This window comes from Porphyromonas uenonis 60-3 (genome assembly GCF_000174775.1).
GTDB lineage: Bacteria > Bacteroidota > Bacteroidia > Bacteroidales > Porphyromonadaceae > Porphyromonas > Porphyromonas uenonis_A.
The window spans coordinates 36,037-58,216 of record NZ_ACLR01000124.1 but is presented as its reverse complement, the minus strand read 5'-3'; the positions used below and the strand labels follow the sequence as shown (position 1 = coordinate 58,216).

17 protein-coding genes and 1 tRNA gene are annotated in these 22,180 nt (G+C 53.9%); 8 read left to right on the top strand and 10 right to left on the bottom strand.

Going from position 1 to position 22,180, the window contains the following annotated elements:
* Positions 1 to 996 precede the first annotated feature (996 nt).
* The 4 genes from PORUE0001_RS04875 to PORUE0001_RS04860 form a co-directional block, all read right to left on the bottom strand.
* Entirely contained in the window at positions 997 to 1,233 is a 237-nt protein-coding gene (locus PORUE0001_RS04875) for a hypothetical protein (protein ID WP_039865624.1), read from the bottom strand.
* Positions 1,234 to 1,328: 95 nt separating this feature from the next.
* Positions 1,329 to 1,580 (bottom strand): hypothetical protein, encoded by a 252-nt coding sequence (locus PORUE0001_RS04870; RefSeq protein WP_007365320.1) that lies wholly within the window; start codon positions 1,578 to 1,580, stop codon positions 1,329 to 1,331.
* A gap of 162 nt (positions 1,581 to 1,742) precedes the next feature.
* Positions 1,743 to 1,967, bottom strand: a complete 225-nt coding sequence (locus tag PORUE0001_RS04865; protein ID WP_039865623.1) for a hypothetical protein — start codon at positions 1,965 to 1,967, stop codon at positions 1,743 to 1,745.
* 433 nt (positions 1,968 to 2,400) lie between these two features.
* Positions 2,401 to 3,168 carry an ADP-ribosylglycohydrolase family protein gene (locus tag PORUE0001_RS04860; RefSeq protein ID WP_007365352.1) on the bottom strand — a complete coding sequence of 256 codons (768 nt, stop codon included), beginning with the start codon at positions 3,166 to 3,168 and terminating at the stop codon, positions 2,401 to 2,403.
* Positions 3,169 to 3,444: 276 nt separating this feature from the next.
* Between PORUE0001_RS04860 and PORUE0001_RS04855 the strand changes: the two genes are divergently transcribed.
* The 8 genes from PORUE0001_RS04855 (at position 3,445) to polA (ending at position 13,544) form a co-directional block, all read left to right on the top strand.
* Positions 3,445 to 3,516, top strand: a tRNA-Arg gene (locus PORUE0001_RS04855).
* A gap of 129 nt (positions 3,517 to 3,645) precedes the next feature.
* Positions 3,646 to 3,963 (top strand): 50S ribosomal protein L21, encoded by a 318-nt coding sequence (gene rplU, locus PORUE0001_RS04850; RefSeq protein ID WP_007365346.1) that lies wholly within the window; start codon positions 3,646 to 3,648, stop codon positions 3,961 to 3,963.
* Positions 3,964 to 3,982: 19 nt separating this feature from the next.
* On the top strand, positions 3,983 to 4,240 hold the full coding sequence (gene rpmA, locus PORUE0001_RS04845) for a 50S ribosomal protein L27 (RefSeq protein ID WP_007365330.1): 258 nt from the start codon (positions 3,983 to 3,985) through the stop codon (positions 4,238 to 4,240).
* Between the two features lie 315 nt (positions 4,241 to 4,555).
* Positions 4,556 to 5,053: a ribosome assembly cofactor RimP gene (locus PORUE0001_RS04840; protein ID WP_007365324.1), complete on the top strand. Its 498-nt coding sequence runs from the start codon at positions 4,556 to 4,558 to the stop codon at positions 5,051 to 5,053.
* Positions 5,054 to 5,116: 63 nt separating this feature from the next.
* Complete coding sequence (gene nusA, locus PORUE0001_RS04835; protein WP_007365321.1) at positions 5,117 to 6,496, top strand: transcription termination factor NusA; 1,380 nt, start codon at positions 5,117 to 5,119, stop codon at positions 6,494 to 6,496.
* Positions 6,497 to 6,609: 113 nt separating this feature from the next.
* On the top strand, positions 6,610 to 9,789 hold the full coding sequence (gene infB / locus PORUE0001_RS04830; protein WP_007365328.1) for a translation initiation factor IF-2: 3,180 nt from the start codon (positions 6,610 to 6,612) through the stop codon (positions 9,787 to 9,789).
* A gap of 276 nt (positions 9,790 to 10,065) precedes the next feature.
* Positions 10,066 to 10,671: a sugar O-acetyltransferase gene (locus tag PORUE0001_RS04825; protein ID WP_007365316.1), complete on the top strand. Its 606-nt coding sequence runs from the start codon at positions 10,066 to 10,068 to the stop codon at positions 10,669 to 10,671.
* Between the two features lie 26 nt (positions 10,672 to 10,697).
* Positions 10,698 to 13,544, top strand: coding sequence for a DNA polymerase I (gene polA / locus PORUE0001_RS04820; RefSeq protein ID WP_007365322.1), 2,847 nt, complete (start codon positions 10,698 to 10,700; stop codon positions 13,542 to 13,544).
* Between the two features lie 467 nt (positions 13,545 to 14,011).
* Here the strand turns inward: polA and hutH are convergent, their stop codons facing one another.
* The 6 genes from hutH to PORUE0001_RS04790 form a co-directional block, all read right to left on the bottom strand.
* Positions 14,012 to 15,511, bottom strand: coding sequence for a histidine ammonia-lyase (gene hutH / locus PORUE0001_RS04815; RefSeq protein ID WP_007365348.1), 1,500 nt, complete (start codon positions 15,509 to 15,511; stop codon positions 14,012 to 14,014).
* 6 nt (positions 15,512 to 15,517) lie between these two features.
* Positions 15,518 to 16,153: a cyclodeaminase/cyclohydrolase family protein gene (locus PORUE0001_RS04810; RefSeq protein WP_007365317.1), complete on the bottom strand. Its 636-nt coding sequence runs from the start codon at positions 16,151 to 16,153 to the stop codon at positions 15,518 to 15,520.
* A 52-nt stretch (positions 16,154 to 16,205) separates the two neighbouring features.
* Complete coding sequence (gene hutI, locus PORUE0001_RS04805; protein WP_007365332.1) at positions 16,206 to 17,480, bottom strand: imidazolonepropionase; 1,275 nt, start codon at positions 17,478 to 17,480, stop codon at positions 16,206 to 16,208.
* 114 nt (positions 17,481 to 17,594) lie between these two features.
* Complete coding sequence (ftcD, locus tag PORUE0001_RS04800; RefSeq protein ID WP_007365334.1) at positions 17,595 to 18,500, bottom strand: glutamate formimidoyltransferase; 906 nt, start codon at positions 18,498 to 18,500, stop codon at positions 17,595 to 17,597.
* Positions 18,501 to 18,628: 128 nt separating this feature from the next.
* Positions 18,629 to 21,163 carry a bifunctional UDP-N-acetylmuramoyl-tripeptide:D-alanyl-D-alanine ligase/alanine racemase gene (locus PORUE0001_RS04795; protein WP_232501417.1) on the bottom strand — a complete coding sequence of 845 codons (2,535 nt, stop codon included), beginning with the start codon at positions 21,161 to 21,163 and terminating at the stop codon, positions 18,629 to 18,631.
* A complete protein-coding gene (locus tag PORUE0001_RS04790; protein WP_007365350.1) occupies positions 21,160 to 22,158 on the bottom strand; it encodes a GSCFA domain-containing protein in 999 nt (332 codons plus the stop codon). The genes PORUE0001_RS04795 and PORUE0001_RS04790 overlap by 4 nt, the downstream gene beginning before the upstream one ends.
* Positions 22,159 to 22,180: the final 22 nt, after the last annotated feature.

The window sequence follows — 22,180 nt, the reverse complement described above, 5'->3', positions numbered from 1 at the left end:
GCTAGCGTTCATCCTGAGCCAGAGTCAAACTCTCCATTGTTAGTATTTTGTTTGTTTGTTCTCTGTGTTATAATACAAAACCCTTGTAGCCTGCGCTACTCTCAAGCCTTGTCTCTAAGATGATTATTGTGCTATTATGCTTATTGTCCTCGCAGTGTAGACCTAGATTTTGATTGTCTTAGGTATTGCTTGATCTAGAAACTTCTCTAGACCACTACACTTTGATTGTTTAGTTATGAAATATATCAAAGATCGCTTCTATAATCCCCGTAAGCGTAGTCCCTCGTTAGGAGCCCCAGTTCATAACCTCTTCACGCGTGAAGAGCGAACTGCTTTTTCTTGCGGGTTGTGAGTGCAAAGGTACAACAAGTTTTTGAAACCACCAAATATTCGGAGAAGTTTTTTTTCGAGAGCTTCAGTCGGAGTTAGAAACCCTTTTGAGAAACTCTGAAGCTACTGAAGGAAAGAAACCCTCAAAGCTACCTGCCGTACATCTCTCCAGAAACCGTGTCAGACACTTCCGACTAGTCGGATCGCCGAGTTCACTCGGAAACCCCTCTCTTTTGAGTTGCGAATGCAAAGGTACAACAACTTTTCGAATCCACCAAATATTCGGAGAAGTTTTTTTTGAGAGCCTCGCCCGTGCGTCTTACACCTATTATATATATAGGAATGCCCAAGCACTACTCTATCCATCAAAACTTGCTCACCACTCAAGGCTCCCCAGACACCTCCGAAGACCCGTTCTTTTGAGTTGCGAGTGCAAAGGTACAACGACTTTTTGAAACCACCAAATTTTCAGCAAACTTTTTTCGCCGAAAGCCACTCCTCGCAAACACGGCATACGAAAACAAGAAGGCTAACACACTATAGGACAAGACGTAAAGAGAGCAGCAGGACAGAAGATGGTATATCAACCGTCAAAGCACGCCCCTCCTTAGTCTGTGCCAACTATATAGTAGCACAAGTTGACAAGTACTATGCGCACTTCCAAGACTAGAAGCAGTCATACGTCTCTTTGGAGACAATATCTCCAGCGAGCGTGCATTCAAACAACAACTCATCACTTTGTGGACACATCACCGTCACACCTCCAGCACTCCTTGCACTCTTTCCCTCAACTTCATCGCCGAACTTTGGAGAATAATGTACAGCAAGATCAGAGGCGTAGTCAATGATATAGGCATCACGACCAGCCGTGAGCTGTTCGTAAACGTAATCTAAGTTACACATAAGGTAATAGGATTGATTGCACTCCAAAGATACGAATTAGCGAGCAGCTAGCAAGCAGTAGCACAGCAACGCCCCACCTCAGGCGGACAATAGATTTATTCGTAGCGAGGAATAGTCACATCAGAGAAATCTCTCTCAATTGCTTCTATGAGCTTATCGTCGTGCAGAACCTCAACGGCTAATTGGAGCAACATCAAAGCATTTGACGAAGGATTCTCTTTCATAAATCGAATAAACTCTTCCTTATCTTCCACTACGTGTCCAAAACCATTTTTGATAAGCTCTTCATCAGTGCAGAAGTCAAATATGGTCTTATCCTTGAGATTAGTATAGTCTTTGTTCTTCATAACTCCACGTCTTCAACGCCACAGATACGAACTAAATACACCTTGGCCAAGTGACAACCAAGATAATGAAAGTCACCGCACAGCTAGACGACTGAGACGTTGACCTAACGGACTTCTCGGACGAAGAGGAGGAGGACAAAAAAGTTCTTAGAGAAGTTCTTATCAATCTTCGAGAAAGGGTCGTGATATAGCCAACGCCTCAAAGCCATTAACCTCTCTAACGAAATGACCGTTGAAGATAAACACAGAAGGGAATCCAGTGTCACAGCTTTCAATAGCTCCGTAGTAAATATCGCCATCTTTCGAGCGACCAAGGTATTTGACGAAGCCGCCTCTATCTAGCAAGGGCTTCGCCTTTTCAAGTACTATTGGCGGGACATCTTTCATAACTCAATGATCTTGACACCAAAGATACAAACTAAAGGCACACCAATGAAAGCAGAGAGATCTCGGAGATTCGGGAAATATCAGGCGGAAGTGCGCTGTGGGAGCGCACGACGGAGGTGTCTGATGGGTGGGTCGTACGAGCACGAACGGAGGAAATCGAGAATTGCTCGGTGGAGACTTTTCATTCTCCACGGAGGCACGGAGAAATTCTTCGGAACTTTGATTTCTTTCTTCCGAAGTTTCATTTCATTCTTCCGAACTTTTATTTCGGCCCTCGGTGAAGAATTTTCGTTTTCTCGTGAGCTAGCAGGAATTTCCTCCGTGGGGAGCGTAATCCGCTCTCGAGAATCCGTCTTTTTGATCGGTCGGGGACGTATATATATAATAGTAGTCTGGAGAGGATTTTGTCAATGGATGGTTCTATGTGCTCGTCTCATCGGATCGTTTGACGGAAGCTGTCGACGATCTGACGCATATCCTCAGGGAGATAAGCGAGGGCGCGTTGCTGTATCTCGGGGGGTATCCCAAAGTGCGCCTCGGCAAGGCTCCCAGAGATAGCTCCTATAGTATCACTGTCGCCACCGATGGAGATGGCGAGGCGGATAACCTCCTCGAAGGTGCGCCCCGCTAAGAAACAGACTATCGCTTGCGGTACGGTCACTTGGCAAGTTTCGTCAAAGCTGTTGTGCTCTCTGATGTAGTCTACGCTTTGCGTGAGGTCATAATGGTAAGTGTCCTCGAGGTGCTTCTTGAGGTCAGTTTTGCTTGCTCCACCTCTGAGGAGGTAGATCGCCTCTGCGATAGCGACCGCCCCTTTTATCCCCTCGGGGTGGTTGTGGGTGCACTCGGCACTCGCCTTAGCTTGTGACAAGACGGCGTCACGAGTGGGTAGCCAACCGCACGGAGAGACACGCATGGCGCTGCCGTTGCCAAAGCTACGATACGGGACTGGCGGTGTCGTATAGATCCACTGGTGAAAGCGCCCGCCGTAGGCACCTTTAGGATGGGGGTAGCGCCTGCACCACGTCTGCAAGGTGTCGGCAAAGTCTGCTCCTCTCAGCAGTGCATCGGCAATGGCTACGGTACAGATTGTGTCATCCGTATAGTCACACCCTTTGGCAAAAAGCTCGAAGTCTGTGCGGTGGGTATTTGCGAACTCAAATCGTGAGCCAACGATGTCTCCTATTATTGCTCCTAACATAACTTGCTCGTTGTTTTGGACAAAGGTACAGCTTCCCTGCGAGTCGGGACACAGGCCATCGGGACGTCCGTTGAGTCAAAGGTTACAGCATCTTGATTTTAACGGGGACAGACGCCCTCCCGCTAGACGCTCCCGTGCGGCCCTACATAGGTCTACTCATAATATTTGCGTAACTGTGATGGCGGGCGAAGGTGTGGCGGTACCGTTTTATTGCGTACCTTTGCGGTGGCGACTGTACGAAGAGGGTTCATAGGCTCTAGGTGCAGGCGTGCCGATGCCCCTGTAGTTCAACGGATAGAATAGAAGTTTCCTAAACTTTAGATCTGAGTTCGATTCTCAGCGGGGGTACGCTTGCGGGGTGTCAAGTTTTTTGTACCTTTGCAGTCGATTTACTTCCTAAGTAGGGTTTGTCAAGCGCAGATTGATTGTAGGCTGCCACCTTACGGGACTATATAATAATAGTAACAGACGAACGTAATGTACGCAATTGTTGAAATCCAAGGTCAGCAGTTTAAGGTAGAGGAGGGTCGCAAGCTCTTCGTGCATCATATCCGCGAGGTGGAGCAGGGTGCAGAGGTTACCTTTGACCGGGTTATGCTCCTCGACAAGGACGGAGCAGTAGCAGTAGGAGCCCCGACGATTGAGGGCGCACAGGTAGTATGTGAGGTCGTATCTCCACTCGTCAAGGGTGAGAAGGTGCTGATCTTCCACAAGAAGCGGAGAAAGGGCTATCGCAAGCTCAGAGGGCATCGCCAGCAGTTCTCCGAGATACTAGTAAAGCAAATCGTAGGATAATTAAAGACTCTAAGGAATCATGGCACATAAGAAAGGTGTAGGAAGCTCCAAGAACGGACGCGAATCCGAAAGCAAACGCCTAGGCGTTAAGATCTTTGGAGGTGAAGCCTGCAAGGCTGGTAACATCATCGTACGTCAGAGAGGTACGCAGCACCATCCCGGTGAGAACGTGGGCATGGGCAAGGATCATACCCTCTATGCACTTACAGACGGCACGGTCGTCTTCTCTCAGACGAGAGGAGATCGTAGCTTCGTCTCTGTAGCGACACACGAGTAGTCATCTTTTAGAGACACTTCGCTAAGCTCTACGCTACACGATACAGCAGCCCCTCCGCCTCCTATTCCTTCGTTTGGTAAGGGTTATGAGGTAGAGGGGCTTGGCGTTTTTTTTTGATTCTTCCATCATTACCTAGGTGGCTTATTTACCTTGCATCGGGTAGACAGTATGCTATCTGAAGAAATATTACTATCTTTGCATCGTAATGAACCGGTTGAGGTCGTACGGCTCACGAGCAGTTGACTCAGCTTAGGTATGGAGGAGGAAGCCATGCGACAGCGGTTCCCTCCTTTTTGTATATAACCATCGAGTATCATGATAGATTTAGCAGTACTCCGTACAGACATAGAGCAGATGCTCCACGAGGATGAGTTCGTCGTGGAGGTAACTAGTAGCCCAGGGGATCAGATCCGAGTAGTGGTCGATGCCATGGGAGGCTTGCCCATCTCTCGCTGTGTCGAGATCTCTAGAGCTATCACACAGCTACACGATCGTGACGAGGAGGAGGACTACGCCCTGGAGGTGTCGTCGCCTAGTCTCTCCGATCCGTGGCAGGTCTACGAGCAGTACACCCGTCACCTGGAGGCGCCCGTGCAGGCGGTCGACGCGTCAGGGATGAAGTGGCACGGCAAGCTCATCGAGGTCGGTGCTAGGGGCGCGGATCAGCTCCCCGAGTATGTCGTCCTAGAGGTCGAGCGCACGGAGATCATACAGGATGGTAAAAAGAAGAAAAAGCAGCAGATCATCGAGCCTCATCGCATCGAGCGTGATCAGCTAAAGCGTATCTCGTACGACCTAGACAAGGCACTCTGATAGAGCCCCTACCCCATCATTACTTAAGACAGTAGTCCCACAGAAGAGATCCAACATAGATATATGGCTAGAAAGAAAGAAGCAACGAGCTTAAAGGTTCTACTCACTGAATTCAAAGAGCTGAAGAATATAGACGAGGAGACGATGCTCCACGTATTAGAGGACTCCTTCCGGAGCATCCTCGCTAAGATGTTTGGCTCAGACGACAACTTTGACGTGATCATCAATGCGGATAGCGGAGACTTTGAGATCTGGCGTACCCGCGAGGTGGTTGCAGACGATGCAGTCGAGCGGGAGAATGAACAGGTGGCTTACTCGGAGGCTCGTGAGATAGACCCCGAGGCTGAGATCGGAGATGATGTGACTGACTCGGTGGACTTCCTCTCCTTCGGTCGGCGCGCTATAGTCAATCTACGCCAGACCCTCTCAAGCAAGATATTGGATCTGCAGAAGGAGCACTTCTACCAGACCTTTATAGAGCGTGTAGGAGAGATGATCACCGCCGAAGTCTATCAGGTATGGAAGCGTGAGACCCTACTCGTTGATGAGGATGGCAACGAGCTCATCATGCCCAAGAGCGAGCAGATCCCCGACGAATACTTCCGCAAGGGCGATAGCGTCCATGCCGTCATAGCGCGTGTGGACAATGAGAACAACAATCCTCGTGTCACGCTTTCACGCACTAGCCCTGAGTTCCTCAAGCGTCTCTTCGAGATCAATGTACCTGAGATCGCTGACGGCTTGATCACGATCAAGCGTGTAGCACGTATCCCAGGCGTCCGCGCTAAGATTGCCGTCGAGTCATACGATGACCGCATTGACCCAGTCGGCTCTTGTGTCGGTATGAATGGTAGCCGTATACGTGGTATCGTGCGGGAGCTACATGGTGAGAACATTGACGTCCTCACCTATACGTCAAACGATAGTCTATTCATACAGCGTGCGCTCAGTCCTGCCAAGGTCTCTTCCATCGAGCTCTACCCAGAGACGGCAAAGGCCGAGGTTTACCTACAGCCTGAGGATGTACCTCTAGCTATCGGTAAGAACGCTAGCAACATCAAGCTGGCGTCCGTCCTGACAGGCTTTGAGATTGAAGTCTTCCGTGATGCGGCAGACACGACCGAGGAGGACATCTACCTCTCCGAGTTTAGCGATGAGATCGAGGACTGGGTCATCAAGATGCTTCTAGACATTGGTCTAAACACGGCTCGTGCCGTCCTGACCACGTCACGCACGGAGTTGCTCCAGAAGACCGATCTTGAGATAGAGACCATTGACCATGTCCTACGCATTCTCTCGTCCGAGTTTGACCTGGAGGAGCTAGAGGAGATGGGGCTACCACAGGAAAACATTGACCTGATCAAGAGCCCTGTACCTACGCAAAGTGAGATCGCAGAGGCGATCATCGAAGACCTCAAGGAGGACGAAGCTACCGAGGAGTAAGCAGAGCACACCTATCAGCCAGTCACAGTGTAGGGGGTGACCGTGACTGGATCTATATACAACGATAAGAACAAACCGAACCCCACCCGTAGACGAGCAATCAAGAGAAATATATGTCCATAAAACTGTTTAGCCTAGCCAAAGAACTCAACATCGGAGTCAATTCGCTTGTCGCCTTCCTTCACGACAAGGGAAAAGAAGTCGACAACAACCCCAACACACGCATCACGGATGATGAGTTTAATCTGATCCTGCGTGACTTCACGCCGACCTTTGATGAGGAGACTGTAGGAAGAGCCAAGAAGAAGTTCCTCCGTAGCAAGAGCTCGTCTAAGGCTAAACCAGAGGCTCAGGCGCCTGCATCGAAGAGTGAGGCTAGTAGTCCCAAGGAGCAGCCCACGGAGAGCAAAGCTCCAGCCACTACAACGGAAGAGGCGGAACCAGACATCCCTACGGCGGCAAGCGCTTCGCAGCTCAACGTTGTAGGCAAGATAGAGCTGGACAAGCACAACAACCCCGTCTCGGGTTCTACGACCAAGGCGACAGCCACTAAGACGGGCAAGACCCAAAGCGCGACCAAGAGTGCGACCAAGAGCACAACCAAGAGCGCGACGACGGCTAAGCAGAAGGAGACAATGCAAGAGGAACCAGCTAAGGCAAAGGCTAGCACGACGGCTGAGCAACCAAAAGTTGCTACGCCTGCCAAGGAGGCCCAAAAGGCGACTGAGACTAAAGAGACAAAGGAGGAGGCTACGCCAGCCGAGAGTCCTAAGTCCTCCGCTAAGGCTACCACTAAAGAGCCAGCGCCTGTCGCACCAAAAGAAGTGGAGACAGCAAAGGCTAAGGAGCCTGCGCCAGTTGCTGCCACTAAGGAGCCGATACCTAGCGAACCCAAGCCCGCTACTGCTAAGGCTGAGCCTGCAAAGGAAGAGCCAAAGCAGAAAGCTCCCGAGCAACCAGCCCCTGTCGCATCGGAGCCAGTAGCCAAGGAAGCTCCCGCAGCAAAGCCCCAGGCAGAGACACCCGCTGAGGCAACTGCAGAGACCAAAGGCGAGGCTGAGACAGAGATATTTCGCATTGCAAAGAAGGAGGACGAGCCACAGTTCAAGGTGGTCGGCAAGATCGACCTCAGTAGCTTCAGTAGCTCTCGCTCTCGCAAGTCTAACAAGGACAAAGATAAGGACAACAACCGTCGCAAGCGCAAGCGCATCTCCTCAGGCGCTGTCGATGTCAAGAGCGAAGGCGCCAAGATACAGGACGATCGCTCAGGCAAGAAGGGAACTCGCGCAGCAGCTCCACAGCGAGGCGAGCGCCCAGCACACAATGAGCGTCGCACGGGACGTAAGAGCAAGCGTCAGGAGCCAGTCTTGACTCCAGAGGAGCAGGACGAGCTAAGAGCTAAGCAGGTCAAGGAGACCCTAGCACGACTCAACAACAAACAGACAGCCTTCGGACGTGCTGCTAAGTCTAGACGTGAGAAGCGCGAGGCACGCCGTGCCGAGTTTGAGCGTGAGCAGGAGCTCTCCACGCAAGACGAGAAGGTACTCAAGCTGACCGAGTTCGTCACCGTGAGCGACCTTGCCAACATGATGAATGTCCCCGTCACCGACGTCATCTCCACCTGTATGAGCATCGACATGATGGTGTCGATCAATCAACGTCTTGATGCCGAGACGATCAACATCGTTGCCGAGGAGTTTGGCTACGAGACGGAGTTCGTATCGGCCAACGTCGTTGAGGCGATCACTGCCGACGAGGAACCCGACAAGCCTGAGGATCTAGAGCCTCGTCCACCCGTCATCACCATCATGGGTCACGTAGACCACGGTAAGACTTCACTACTCGACTGCATCCGTCGTTCGGACGTTACGGCAGGCGAGGCAGGAGGTATCACGCAGCACATTGGTGCGTACAACGTAACCCTCTCCGATGGTCGTCGCTTGACCGTCTTGGACACACCAGGTCACGAGGCCTTTACCGCTATGCGTGCTCGTGGTGCGCAGATCACAGATATTGTGGTCATCGTCATTGCGGCAAACGATGCCGTGATGCCTCAGACCATTGAGGCGCTCAACCACGCTAGCGCTGCTGGTGTGCCGATCATCTTTGCGATCAACAAGATCGATGTCAGCGGAGCCAATCCAGACAAGATCCGTGAGCAACTCGCAGGTATGAACTACCTCGTCGAGGATTGGGGCGGTAAGTATCAGGTACAGGAGATTTCTGCCAAGAAGAACATCGGCATCCCCGACCTACTAGACAAAATCTTCCTCGAGGCCGAACTCCTCGAGCTCAAGGCCAATCCTCATCGTCGTGCCTCTGGCTCCGTCATTGAGTCTTCACTAGACAAAGGCAAGGGTTACCTCGCCTCCGTCTTGATCCAGCGAGGCACCCTCCACATCGGAGACTACATCCTAGCTGGTAGCTACTACGGACGTGTCAAGGCTATGTACAACGAGTACAACAAGCGTGTTGACACCGCTGGGCTATCCACAGCCGTCTCTATCCTCGGCTTCAACGGGGCACCGACCGCTGGTGACGACTTCAACGTCATGGAGACCGAGCAGGAAGCTCGTGAGCTAGCTGTCAAGCGTGAGCAGCTACAGCGTGAGCAGGGCTTGCGTACGCAGAAGATGCTTACCCTCGACGACATCGGTCGTCGCATCGCTGTGGGCAACTTCCAGCAGTTTAACCTCATCATCAAGGGTGACGTGGACGGCTCCGTACAGGCCCTGGCCAACTCACTCATCGAGCTCTCGACGAAGGAGATCCAGGTGAGCGTCATCCATCAGGGTGTCGGTCAGATTACCGAGTCAGACATTCAGCTGGCGACGGCATCCGACGCTGTAATCATCGGCTTCCAGGTTCGTCCCAGTGCTCAGGCTCGTAAGCTCGCCGAGCAGGAGGGCGTTGAGATCCGCACCTACTCGATCATCTACGATGCTATCGAAGATGTCCGCGACGCTCTCGAGGGCATGCTCTCGCCAGACATTCGCGAGCAGGTCACGGCCAATCTGGAGGTACTGCAGACCTTCAAGGTGAGCAAGATCGGCACCATCGCAGGCTGTATGGTCACCGATGGCAAGATCAAGCGTACCGACAAGGTGCGCGTCATCCGCGACGGTGTGGTCATCCATACGGGTCAGCTGGAGTCTCTCAAGCGCTTCAAGGACGAAGCCAAGGAAGTGGTCTCTGGTCTCGAGTGCGGTATCAATATCAAGAACTACAATAACATAGAGGTGGGCGACATCATCGAGTCCTTTGAGGAGATCGAGGTTCGGCGCAAGCTCTAGTCCCCTACCCCAATACATTTGCCGAGGTGGCGACAGCTTCTTACAGAGGAGCTGTCGCCACTTTTCTTTTGCCTCTGCCCCATTTCAGCCAGGTTCATACGGGTGAAACTGGAGTTTCATACAGGAGAAACTAGAGTTTCATATAGGAGAAACTGGAGTTTCCTACGGAAGAAACTAGAGTGCCCGCAGGAGGAAAGAGAAAGGCGAGGGGATTTATTGTACCTTTGTCGTAGAGGATCGCTTAGCAAGCCCTCTCTGCATTTATCACTTCACCGTATGTCTCACACTACGCACCCATTATCGTTTGTACCCTCTCCACAGCCCGAGGGTTATCGCTACTATAATATACAGAGCGACACTGACCGTCAGCTCTTGGCCAGTCGGTGCAAAGAGCGACTGCAAGCCCTGCACCGCATACCCGTCGAGGAGCGGGCGCAGTATCATCGTGCGCTACAGGAGCTACTCGGAGGACTCGGCGAGGAGAGTTGGCTGGTGACACCATTCTTCTGCGACTACGGGAGCGAGATTGAGGTGGGTAGTCATACCTTCATCAATAGTGGCTGCACCATCCTCGATGGCGGACATGTAACCATCGGCGACCATGTGCTCATCGGTCCCTCCGTGTCCCTCTACAGTGTGGGGCATCCGCTCGACCTCGAGGAGCGCGCTGCCGGCTGGGAGTTTGGCATCCCGATCATCATTGAGGACCACGTCTGGATCGGTGGAGGCTGCACGATCCTCCCTGGTGTAACCATTGGCCAAGGCTCCGTGATCGGCGCGGGGAGTGTCGTCACGAAGAGCATCCCCCCGATGAACCTAGCCGTGGGCAATCCCTGCCGTGTCATTCGCTCGCTCAGCCAGCCTACCAAATCCCTAGATTAACCCGTTACTTTTACCCTATCTGAACTATGCCTACGCTCTATCTGCTTGATGCTTATGCACTGATTTACCGAGCTTACTACGCTTTCATCAATCGTCCCCTCGTGGATGCGCAGGGTCGCGACACGAGTGCGCTCTACGGCTTCGCCTCCACGCTACAAGACATCATTGACAAGGAGCGCCCCGACTACATTGCCGTGGCGATGGATATGCCGGGAGGAACCTTTCGCCACAAGGAGTACCCAGAGTACAAGGCCAATCGCCCCGAAACTCCCGAGACAATACGCTTCTCCATGCCTTATATCAAAGAATTGGTGCAGGCTTACCAGATACCTCTGCTGGGGGTCGAAGGGTATGAGGCGGACGACCTGATCGGGACCTTGAGCCGTCAAGCTGTCGAGGCGGGCTATGAGGTCCGCATGGTCACGCCAGATAAGGATTACGGGCAACTCGTCGGACCGCATGCACAGATGTTTGCGCCACAGCGCACGGGGTCAGGCTTCGAGCTACTAGGCGCTGAGGAGATAACTGCTAAGTACGGCATCCGCTATCCGCTGCAGATGATTGATTACTTGGGACTTGTGGGCGACAGCTCGGACAATGTACCTGGTTGCCCAGGCATTGGTAAAGTCGCTGCGCAGAGACTCCTCGAGGAGTTTGACACGATCGAAGATATCTACGCACGCATTGATCAGGTGAAGCCGACCTATGCGAAAAAGCTTCTCGCAGCCAAGGAGCAGACGATGCTCTCGAGACATCTCGTGACCATCGTGACCGATGTGCCAGGAGTCACCTTTGATCCCGATCAGATGAAGTGGCGAGGCCCCGACCACGCCGCTGTGGAGCGCATCTTCAAGGAGTTTGCCTTCACCTCTCTACTGAAGCGTATCGGCAAGCCCGCAGCGACCGCTGCTCAGGTAGGTCTCTTTGACCTTGGCGGTAGTTCAGCAGCGCCAAGTTTGCCAGCCACGATCGAGGTTGCGGGTCCCGTTAGCGCCACTACTCCTCTAGAAAACTACAAGACGGTTGGCGTTACCTTTACCGAAGTGCAAGGTTACGAAGCAGTGAGCCAGCTCGCTAAGCAGTTGGCGGGTAGCTCCGTTGTAGCCTTTGACACCGAGACCGACGGCCTTGATGCGCTCTGTGCGGGTATCGTCGGTATGTCGCTCTGTGCCGACGAGAAGCAAGCTTACTTTATCCCGCTGCCCGAGTCGGCTGAGGAGGCTACGCACATACTTTCTCCGCTTAAAGAACTGATGCAGGACGAGCGTGTGCTGAAGGTGGCGCACAATGCGAAGTTTGACCTAGAGGTGCTGACACGCTACGGACTCCCCGAGGCGCGCCCGCTCTACGACACCATGCTGGCGCACTATCTGATCGATGCCGACCAGGGGCACAGCCTCGACGAACTGGCGGGGGGCTTGCTCCGCTACGACACGATACGCTACAAAGATCTCTCGCCTCTGGAAATCTTTGCGCTACGCACCGACGTAGACCCCAAGCTCCTCTGCGACTACGCCAGCGAAGATGCCTACGTGACGCTACGCCTTTACCAAGCCCTGCACAAGCAGCTCTCCCCTACCGAGCAGCGACTCCTCACCGAGGTGGAGATACCGCTCCTCTACGTGCTGATGCACATGGAGCAACGTGGTATCGTCCTCGACATTGAGGCTTTGCAGCGCTCCCGTCAGGAGCTGCTCGAGAGCGTCCTTCGCCTAGAGAAGGAGATACAGAGCTACTCCTCACGAGGGCTTAACCTCAAGGTTAATAGCCCAAAGCAGATCGGCGAATTGCTCTTTGACGAACTCCAGATTATGGAGAAGCCGCGCAAAACCAAGACTGGTAGCTACGTGACCAACGAGGAGACGCTCCTCCCGCTTCGCTCGCTCCACCCCGTCGTGGCGCTCATCTTAGACTACCGAGAGGCACGCAAGCTACTCAACACCTATATAGATCCGCTGCCCAAGATGTGCTACCCCGATGGCAAGCTCCACACTTCGTACAATCAGGCGGTCACCGCCACGGGCAGGCTCTCTTCGAGCAATCCGAATCTGCAAAACATCCCCATCCGTAGCGACCTCGGTCGTCCCTTGCGTCGTGCCTTTGTCGCTGATCCGTACTACACCCCGCGCCTTTCCGCTTGCGCTCCTGTGGATCATACCCATGAGAAGCCGATCGGCGCTGTCCTGCTCAGTGCGGACTACTCGCAGGTGGAGCTGCGCGTCATGGCGCATCTGAGCCAAGACCCAGCGATGATACACTCCTTCCTATCGGGTGACGATATCCACACGGCGACAGCCGCTAAGGTCTTTAAAGTTGCTCCCGAAGAGGTGACCCCGCTAATGCGCAGCAAGGCGAAGACAGCTAACTTTGGTATCAACTACGGCATCACACCCTACGGTCTGAGCCAGCGACTCAACATCCCCGTTGGCGAGGCTGCCGAGCTGATCAAGGAGTACTTCGCCACCTTTACCCACATACAAGCCTTTATGAATGAGGCTATAGCGCTGGCCACCGAGCGAGGCTATACGGAGACCGCTTTCGGTCGTCGTCGGCAGCTACGCAACCTCCGCACGGCGCGTGGAGCCCAGCGTGGCAATGCTGAGCGCAACGCTATCAACGCACCGATCCAAGGCACCGCTGCCGACATCATCAAGATCGCTATGATACGTGTCGAGGAGGAGCTGACGAAGCAACAGCTACGCAGCTACCTCGTCCTGCAGGTGCACGACGAACTGGTCCTCAACGTCTATCTCGACGAACTGGAGCGTGTCACAGCCCTCGTTCGCGAAGCGATGGAATGCGCCTGGCCCGAGTGCTCCGTACCGCTTGTCGTGGAGATCGGCACTGGCAAAGATTGGCTCGAGGCGCACTAATTCGCCAGCCTTGACGCACGACAACCCCGCATCCTAGGGGCTACGCATGACGACAACGAGGGGATACACAAGTTAAACCACGCTACACAGCGCTATAACCTCACGCTATCGCCACTCCTACATCACCGCCGATTGCAATCTCTCCCGAGGAAATCACCGATCTCTAGGGAGCAAACGAACTTTCCCCACGGAGGGCCGAAATAAAAGTTCGGAAGAATGAAATGAAACTTCGGAAGAAGCAAATCAAACTTCCGAAGAATTTTTTGATGCCTCCGTGGAGAGTGTCGTTTGCATCCGTGGGCGATTCGGATTTTCCTCGAGCTGTGAGGAGTTGGTTTGCGGGGAGGGCATAGGTGCCTTCAGGCTATGGTAAACAAAATGAGCGTGCTGACTGTACTTAGTCAACACGCTCACGCTTGGGGTGTAGTATGAGGGGCGATGCCCCTACACTACCTTATAACGAGTGATTACTCAAAGGGGAAGGTCTTGATGAGCTCCTCAGCCTTGTTCATCTGCTCGTACATGACGACGTCATCCTCGACGCGAGGACAGACCTTGCGGAAGCTTGCGAGGAAGCCCTCAAGGCGCTCCGAGGTCTTCATAGGACGACGGAACTCGATGGCCTGAGCGGCATTGAGTAGCTCGATGCCGAAGAGACGATAGAGGTTGGCGATGAGTGGCATAAGCTTGGTCGCTGCGTTGGCTCCCATGGAGACGTGATCCTCCTGACCATTGCTGGAGACGATGCTATCGCTAGCTGCTGAGTGACAGTACATCTTGTTTTGGCTGACCATAGCGGCTGCGGCATACTGTGGGATCATGAAGCCACTGTTGAGTCCAGGGTTGGCAACGAGGAACTCAGGCAGGTCGCGTAGCCCGAGGATGAGCTGAGCGACACGACGCTCTGAGATATTGCCTAGCTCAGCGAGTGCTATAGCGAGGAAGTCGTAGACGATGGCTAGTGGCTGGCCGTGGAAGTTACCACCTGAGACGACCATGTCGTCATCGGGGAAGACAGTGGGATTGTCTGTGACGGAGTTGATCTCAGTCTCGACGACACTGCGCACGTAAGCGATGGCGTCACGGGAAGCTCCATGTACCTGAGGCACACAGCGGAAGCTGTATGGGTCCTGTACCTGTGGCTTGGGCTTTGCAATCATCTCGCTGCCCTTGAGTAGCTCACGCATGTGGGCTGCGACTTGTATCTGCCCCTGATGTGGACGTATCTGATGCAGACGATCATCGTAGGGAGCATCTAGTCCAGCGAAGGCCTCTAGTGAGAGTGCTGCGCACCAGTCGGCGGCTAGCTTGAGGCGCTCTGCCTGTATGAGGGCATAGACACCGTGCGAGCTCATGAACTGGGTACCGTTGAGGAGGGCTAGACCCTCTTTGCTCTTGAGCTTGATGGGCTTCCAGCCAAACTTGCCGAGGACCTCGCAGGAGGGGAGCTTCTCGCCCTTGTAGCGTACCTCGCCGTAACCGATGAGCGGGAGGAAGAGGTTGGCTAGAGGAGCTAAATCCCCTGAAGCACCTAGCGAACCGCGGTCATAGACGACGGGTAGGACATCGGCATTGAGCATGTCAACGATGCGCTGTACGGTCTCTACCTGTACACCACTATTGCCGATCTGGAGGGCATGAGCCTTCAGCAGGAGCATGAGGCGAATGATGGGGGCTGCGACCTCGTCACCACAGCTACAAGCGTGGCTCTTGACGATGTTTTCCTGAAGCTTGGTGAGCTGATCAGGTGAGATGGTGCGGTTGCAGAGTGAACCGAAGCCTGTGGTGACACCGTAGATGGGCTTGTCAACCTCCTCGACCTTGCGGTCTAGGTAGTTGCGGCAGTGCTCGATACGCTTGACGGCCTCTGGTGAGAGGGTTAGCTCGAAGTGGTTCTCTAGATACTCTCGGCATAGCTCGATGGTGAGCTGCTCGCTACCGATGGCGAATGATTTACGTGCTGACATGTTTCTTTATTTGCAAGCTTCCTTAGTATACTCTATGACCTTAGCCTCACGCTCGATCACCTCACGCTCAAGACGGTCAGCCTCGGCGGTCATGTCTGCGACGAACTGCTCGTCCTTGATGGAGGTCAGGTTGATGCGGACGTTAAAGAGTGCGCCGATGATCGCATTGCGTGCGGACATCATAGCGACGCAGCCATCGGTGACAGCGTTTTGGTTACCATTGGAGACAACCTCCTCGATGTCGCTCAGCAGACTGTATACACGACGAGCGACCTCCATGGGTACGTTGGCCGCGATCTTGGTAGCCTCTTGGATTTGCGCAGAGCGTGCAGCCTTCTCTTCGTCAGTCTCTTTGGGCATTTGGAATGCGGCAAAGACAACGTTGTAAGCTTCGCTGTCACGATCTACATCGAGGATCAACTGCTGACGGATCTTTTGGACACGCTCGACGAGTTCCTTCATCTGCTCCTCGACCTCGGCATACTTCTTCTTGCCAATGGTGAGGCCAGCGACCATCTCGGTGAGAGCTGCAGCGATGGAACCACTGAGTGCTGAGATGCTACCACCTCCAGGTACCGGGTCCTTGCCTGCGGTGACGTCAAGAAGCCCCTTGACAGTCAAATCTGTTAGACTATTATTCATAGGATGATTGAGATTGTTTGTTAGTTAATTAGATGGGTAGCGACTAGCCTGGCTAGACGCTGGGTGTGGGGGTCACGAGTTTGTTTTCGTAGACGGTACCCGCCTTGATGGTGGCTCGTACGAGGTTGACCCCAAAGTGATAGGAGAGGAACTTGTACGAGGGGAAGCGTAGGAGCGCTAGGTCTCCCGCCTTGCCTACCTCGATGCTTCCTATCTGGTCTGCACGGCCGATGGCGGCTGCGCCATTGAGCGTGAGTGCTGTGACGGCCTCCTCGACGGTCATGCCCATATAGATGGTCGCTAGAGCGAACATGAGCGGGATGGAGGAGCTGAAGCAGCTGCCAGGATTGAGGTCGGAAGCAACGGCTACAGCGCAACCAGCATCGATCATGCGACGTGCTGGCGCATACTTTTCGCCAAGGCTGAAGGCTGTACAGGGAAGGCAGGTAGCCACGGTGTCGCTCTGAGCCAAGGCTTGGATACCTTTGTCAGATATCTGTAGTAAGTGGTCTGCAGAGAGACATCCTAGCTCGGCTGCTAGCTCGGCGCCACCGAAGGAGACGATCTCGTCGGCGTGCATCTTGACCTTGAGCCCTAGCTCCTTAGCACGGGTCAAGAGGATGCGTGTCTGCTCATGGTCGAAGACTCCTTGCTCCGTGAAGATGTCGCAACACTCTGCTAAGCCTCGCTCTACGACTACTGGCATGACTGTGTCACAGAGGTAGTGGATGAAGTCTGTGGAACGACCTTTGTACTCGGGCGGTGTGTCGTGCGCTCCCATGAAGGTGGGGTAAAGGTCTATCGGGTGCTGCTTCTGTAGCGTCCGAATGACCTCTAGCTGCTTGATCTCCGTATCGAGCTCCATGCCGTAGCCACTCTTAGCCTCGACGGTAGTGACGCCCATGGATAGCATGGCGTCTAGATGTGCAGAGGCGCGCTGGGTGAGTTCCTCAGCCGTTGCGCTACGGGTCGCCTTCATCGTGTTGGCTATCCCCCCGCCACGCTCCATGATGCTCATATAGCTATCGCCCGCTAGTCGCCACTGGAACTCGTCCTCACGATACCCGCCGAAGATGAGGTGGGTGTGACTATCGACAAAGCCTGGCAGGACGCACCCGCCCTGAGCGTCATAAGCGACGCAGTCGGTGTGGTCTACTTGCTCGGCTTCTTGCATGGTCCCGACGAAGGCTATCTTGCCTTGTCGTACGATGATAGCGGCTGGTCCCTCGATGACTCCGATCTGACGCATCGCCTCAGCACCATGCTGTGCGGTGGATCCTGGACGAGTCACGATCTGACCAATATTGTATAGGTAGAGATTGGACATTAGATTTTAGAAGTTAGAGGTTAGAGAGTAGAGTTTCTAGGCTTTTTAGGAATACTAGTCGTGCTAGCTGTCCTAGAGACTCTACTCTCTAGTTGGTGAAACGCTATGTTCGCACTACTCCATCATGCGGAGCTCTAGGATCTGGGTCTCGCAGAAGTTCTCGATGCCGAGGTAGTACTCAGCGCAGTCGATGAGCGCCTTCATAGGTACGAGGCCGATGACCTCAGCGCCAACGATCTCGACACCGTAGCGACGAGCCTCCATACGTACCATCTCGTGAGCACGATAGACGGCTGTCTTGGTGTAGTCGGTGAGGTTCATAGAGACCTGTACGATGTGTCGGTCAGTCAGCTCTACGCCCATAGCCTTGCAGAAGCGCAGACCGCCGCCGATGTGACGTACCTTCTTAGCGATGGCGTCAGCGATAGAAAGGTCAGCCGTGTTAAGGTTGACATTGTAAGCAACGAGTGGCATACGTGCACCAACAGCTACAACGCCTGCTGTGGGGTGAATGTCAGCTGGACCGAAGTCTGGGTGCCACTCGTCCTCGTGGATCTTCTCGGCCATGCCCTCGAACTGACCCTTGCGGATCTTAGCGAGGTTCTCACGATGAGGAGCCGTAGCGCTCTTCTCATAGAGGAAGACAGGCACACCGATGCGCTCACCGATCTCCTTGCCGACCTCCTTAGAGAGCTCGATAGCCTCCTCCATCTCCATGTTGCGAATGGGGATAAAGGGGATAACGTCGACAGCGCCCATGCGTGGGTGCTGGCCCTCATGCTTGGTCATGTCGATCACCTTGACAGCGACCTCGACAGCAGCGATGACAGACTTGCGGACAGCCTCAGGCTCGCCCATGACGGTCACCACGCAGCGGTTGTGATCCTCGTCATTGCTGTAGTCTAGTAGCTTGACGCCCTTGGTCTCTCTAAAGGGTTGTACAATCTGCTCAATCTTTGCTTTGTCACGTCCCTCGCTAAAGTTGGGGACACACTCTACGATCTTTGTCTGAATAGCCATAGTATTATTTATTTATAGTGTTGTGTTTTGATATCTTGGTAAGCCTTCTCGATAGGTTTCCTGAAACATTCCGCTAAGTTACTGATTATTTAAAGTCCTGTCAAGCCCTTTCAAGAAGAAAGTGTTCGTTAGCTCTTGTAGTAAGTGCGCTTGATGCGAGGCGAAAGCTTGGAAATCACCTCATATGGTATGGTTCCGATGCGCTCTGCGAGGTCACTCACCTGCAAGCCTGGCACGCCGAAGATGATTACCTCGTCGCCCTCGGCAACCTTTCCCTGGAGTGCCGTGAGGTCAACCATGCAAGTGTCCATACAAACGTTGCCCACGATCGGACAGAGCGTGTCGTGGATCATAACGCTCCCCACGCCACAGCTGAAGCGCCTATCATAGCCGTCGGCATAGCCAATCGGGATGATACCAATCTGTCCGCCAGGAGCGACCTGCCCACGTCTTCCGTAGCCGATAGTCTCCCCGTCAGGGATCGTTTTGATCTGTAGGAGCGTAGTGCGTAGCTTAGCAACAGGCTCGAGGGTGAGACTACCCGTAGCACTGATTCCATAGAGCCCTACTCCTAGGCGAGCCATGTCGTAGTGATGATGGTTGTACCGCTCCATGCCGGCCGTGTTTTGGACATGGCGCAGAGGACGATAGGAGAGCTGACTGGTAAGGTAGTCGGCGCCCTCGTCATAGAGAGCAAATTGCTGCTCCGTGAAGTCGCTCATCATCGGTTCATCGGCAGCAGCCAAGTGCGTAAAGATACTCTGCACCCGTATCAGCGGCTCCACCTCGTGAAGCGTCTGAGCGAGATGCTCTAAAGTCGCTCTGTCTGGCGTGAAGCCCGTACGGTGCATACCCGTGTCTAGCTCGATGTGAACAGGATAGTGGCTCAATCCCTGACGCTCCACATGACGGGCAAACTCACGAAGTATGCGCTCGTTGTAGATCTCCGGCTCTAGGCGACTCTGCGTCATCACCTCAAAAGCCTCGACCTCGGGATTCATCACGATGATCGGCAGGAGGATCCCTTTGCTGCGAAGCTCCTTGCCTTCGTCCGCCAGTGCCACCGCTAGCGCTGCAAGGTCTTGCTGCTCCAGCGCCTTGGCCAGTTCGTAAGCTCCGATACCGTAACCCTGTGCCTTGGCCATGACGATGATACGTGTCTCGGGCGAGAGGAGCGCCTTGTAGCTTTTCAGATTGTTCACCAGAGCTTCGAGATCTATCTCTAGAGTCGTCTCATGCACCTGCTTAGCTAGGTGCTGTACGATACGCTCGAACTGGAACTGTCTAGCCCCTTTGACCAAAATCTCCGCATGAGTGATGGTGCCCAGGAGGTCATCGGCAAGAAGTTGGTCGGTCGTCTCATAGAAGGCGGTCTTCCCCTCCCCACTCCTCTGGAAGTAGTCCTGATAGTTGCACAGCTCCCGTCCCACACCGATGAAGAGCGTGTGGGGATACTGCGCAATCATCTCCCCCACCTGCTTGTAGAGGTCTCGTGGTAGCTGGGCACTCTGTAGGATGTCGGAGAGAATAATCACCGCCTGCTGATGCGAAGTAGCCGTGCGCTGCTTCTGAAAGTCAAGCGCAATGCGAAGCGAATTGATATCGTTGTTGTAAGCGTCGTTGATAAGACGATTGCCCGCCTGCCCTTCCTTGACCTCCAGTCTCATCTCGATCGCCTCGAGCGTCGCAAAGCGTGCTAGCACCGCCTGGCGCTGAGCCGTGGTGAGTGGCAGGAGACCAATGAGACAGAGACAGTGGGTAGCGTTTTGTATAGAAGCTTGATCCGCAAAGGGAATGGTCACCGTACTGCTCTCATCCGCATGCTGAACTGTGATGATTGTGGTGCCGTCCCCTGAGTGGCTATAGGAGACATGGTAGTAAGCTTTGCCAGGCGTGAGGCTCCAGCCGATCGCCTTGTCCGAAAGCCCCAAGTTGTCAATACCTCGCTGTATCTCATCACTGTCGGCATCATAGACAAAGTGGTCGGCATCGACAAAGAGTTGCAGCTTCTCCTCGATCTTCTGATTGAGCGAAACGAAGTTCTCTTGATGCGCCGCCCCAATATTGGTCAAGATACCGAGCGTCGGCCGTATGATGCGCTGGAGACGTAGCATCTCCATCGGCATCGAGATCCCCGCCTCAAAGATAGCGAGCGTATGCTCCTCCTCCATATTCAGTATCGAGAGCGGCACGCCGAGCTGTGAGTTGTAACTCTTTGGCGAGCGCACGATGCGATAGCAACCAGAGAGGAGGTGATAGAGAAACTCCTTGACGACCGTCTTGCCGTTGCTTCCCGTGATGCCGATGACTGGGTAGTTGTAGCGCATACGCCAGTGGCTAGCTATCTGCTGGAGCGCACGGAGCGTCTCCTGCACCTGTACAATGTTGGCATCAGGATAGCGCTCCACGTAGGGCTCGATCGGCTCGCAGATGAAGAAAGCCCGCACCCCATGCTCGTAAAGCTGGGGAATATATTTATGCCCATCGCCCGAAGCGGTACGCATTGCGAAGAAGAGGCTATCGCTCGGCGAAGTGAGCTTACGACTATCGGTCAGGATATGTCGTATCGGACGCTCGTCGACGAGATGCGTTTGGATAGGACGAAGATACTCAAGGATGTTTTGCAGTGTAGACATTATCGTGTTGTAAATAGGGGTCATCATGGTTCTACTACGGAGGCTATGCAGAGCTTCTCTCCATAGCGCTCACGGCAGTGTGCTATGCGCTCAGCGATCTGAGTCTGTAGTCGTTCGGCTCCGTGCGGTGTCTTAGGCCGATGCTGAGCCAGCTTGCGCAGACGCTGGGCCGCCTGACGCATCTCCACATCACGCGCCTCTTGGCTTGCCCAGTATGCGACGAAGTGATCGGCTATGTAGGCGACCGCTTCATCAGAGGGGTGGGTCAAGTCTCTAGCGTAAAAGCGGTAGTCCCGCAACTCATCATGTAGGATCTCATAAGCGGGAAAGTAATGACAGGCAGGCAACTCACGGCAAAGCGTGTCGCAGAGGATACGTAGCTTGCTCTTTGACAAGTTGCTCTCCGCCAAGCCGTCCTGCAGATAGCGCACAGGACTAACCGTCAGAACTATCTGCAACGGATGATGCTTAAGGAGCTGTGAAAGCGTTGCTAGCATACGCTCCTGCAGAAGATCCAGGGGAAGGTCCCGTCTGTCGAAGAGACGTGCGGGTAGTTGCTGACAGTTTGCCACGGCATGCCCTTCCTCCGCAAGGTAGTAGACCTGCGTCGTGCCGAGTGTGATCCAGAGCCAGTCCGCCTCCGCTAGTCGGCTATGAGCCGTATGCCATAGCTGAGCGGTCGCCTCGCGTAGTGCCTCTTGGCTCTCGCCATAGATAGCGCTGTGGTGACGCAGACTATAGTAGAGTCCGTCGCGCTCTATAATATAAGGAGTGTAGTCGGGCTGGTTTTGCTCATCGAGGAGTAGATCCTCCAGCGTATCGCAGATGCTGATCGGATTGTAGAGCGTACCGTAAGGATTGACCAGTACGTCATATCCGAGGTGCCGCATATGCTCGCCCATATGCTCACTAAAGCAAGAGCCAAGCGTCAGGATACGATCCCCATAGCGCCCCGCTATAGAGGTGGGCAGAGGAGCTATCTGAATCGGTGTGAACCACTGTATGGATCGAGAGGTGAGCATCTAGTGAAGTGTCAAGGCGCAG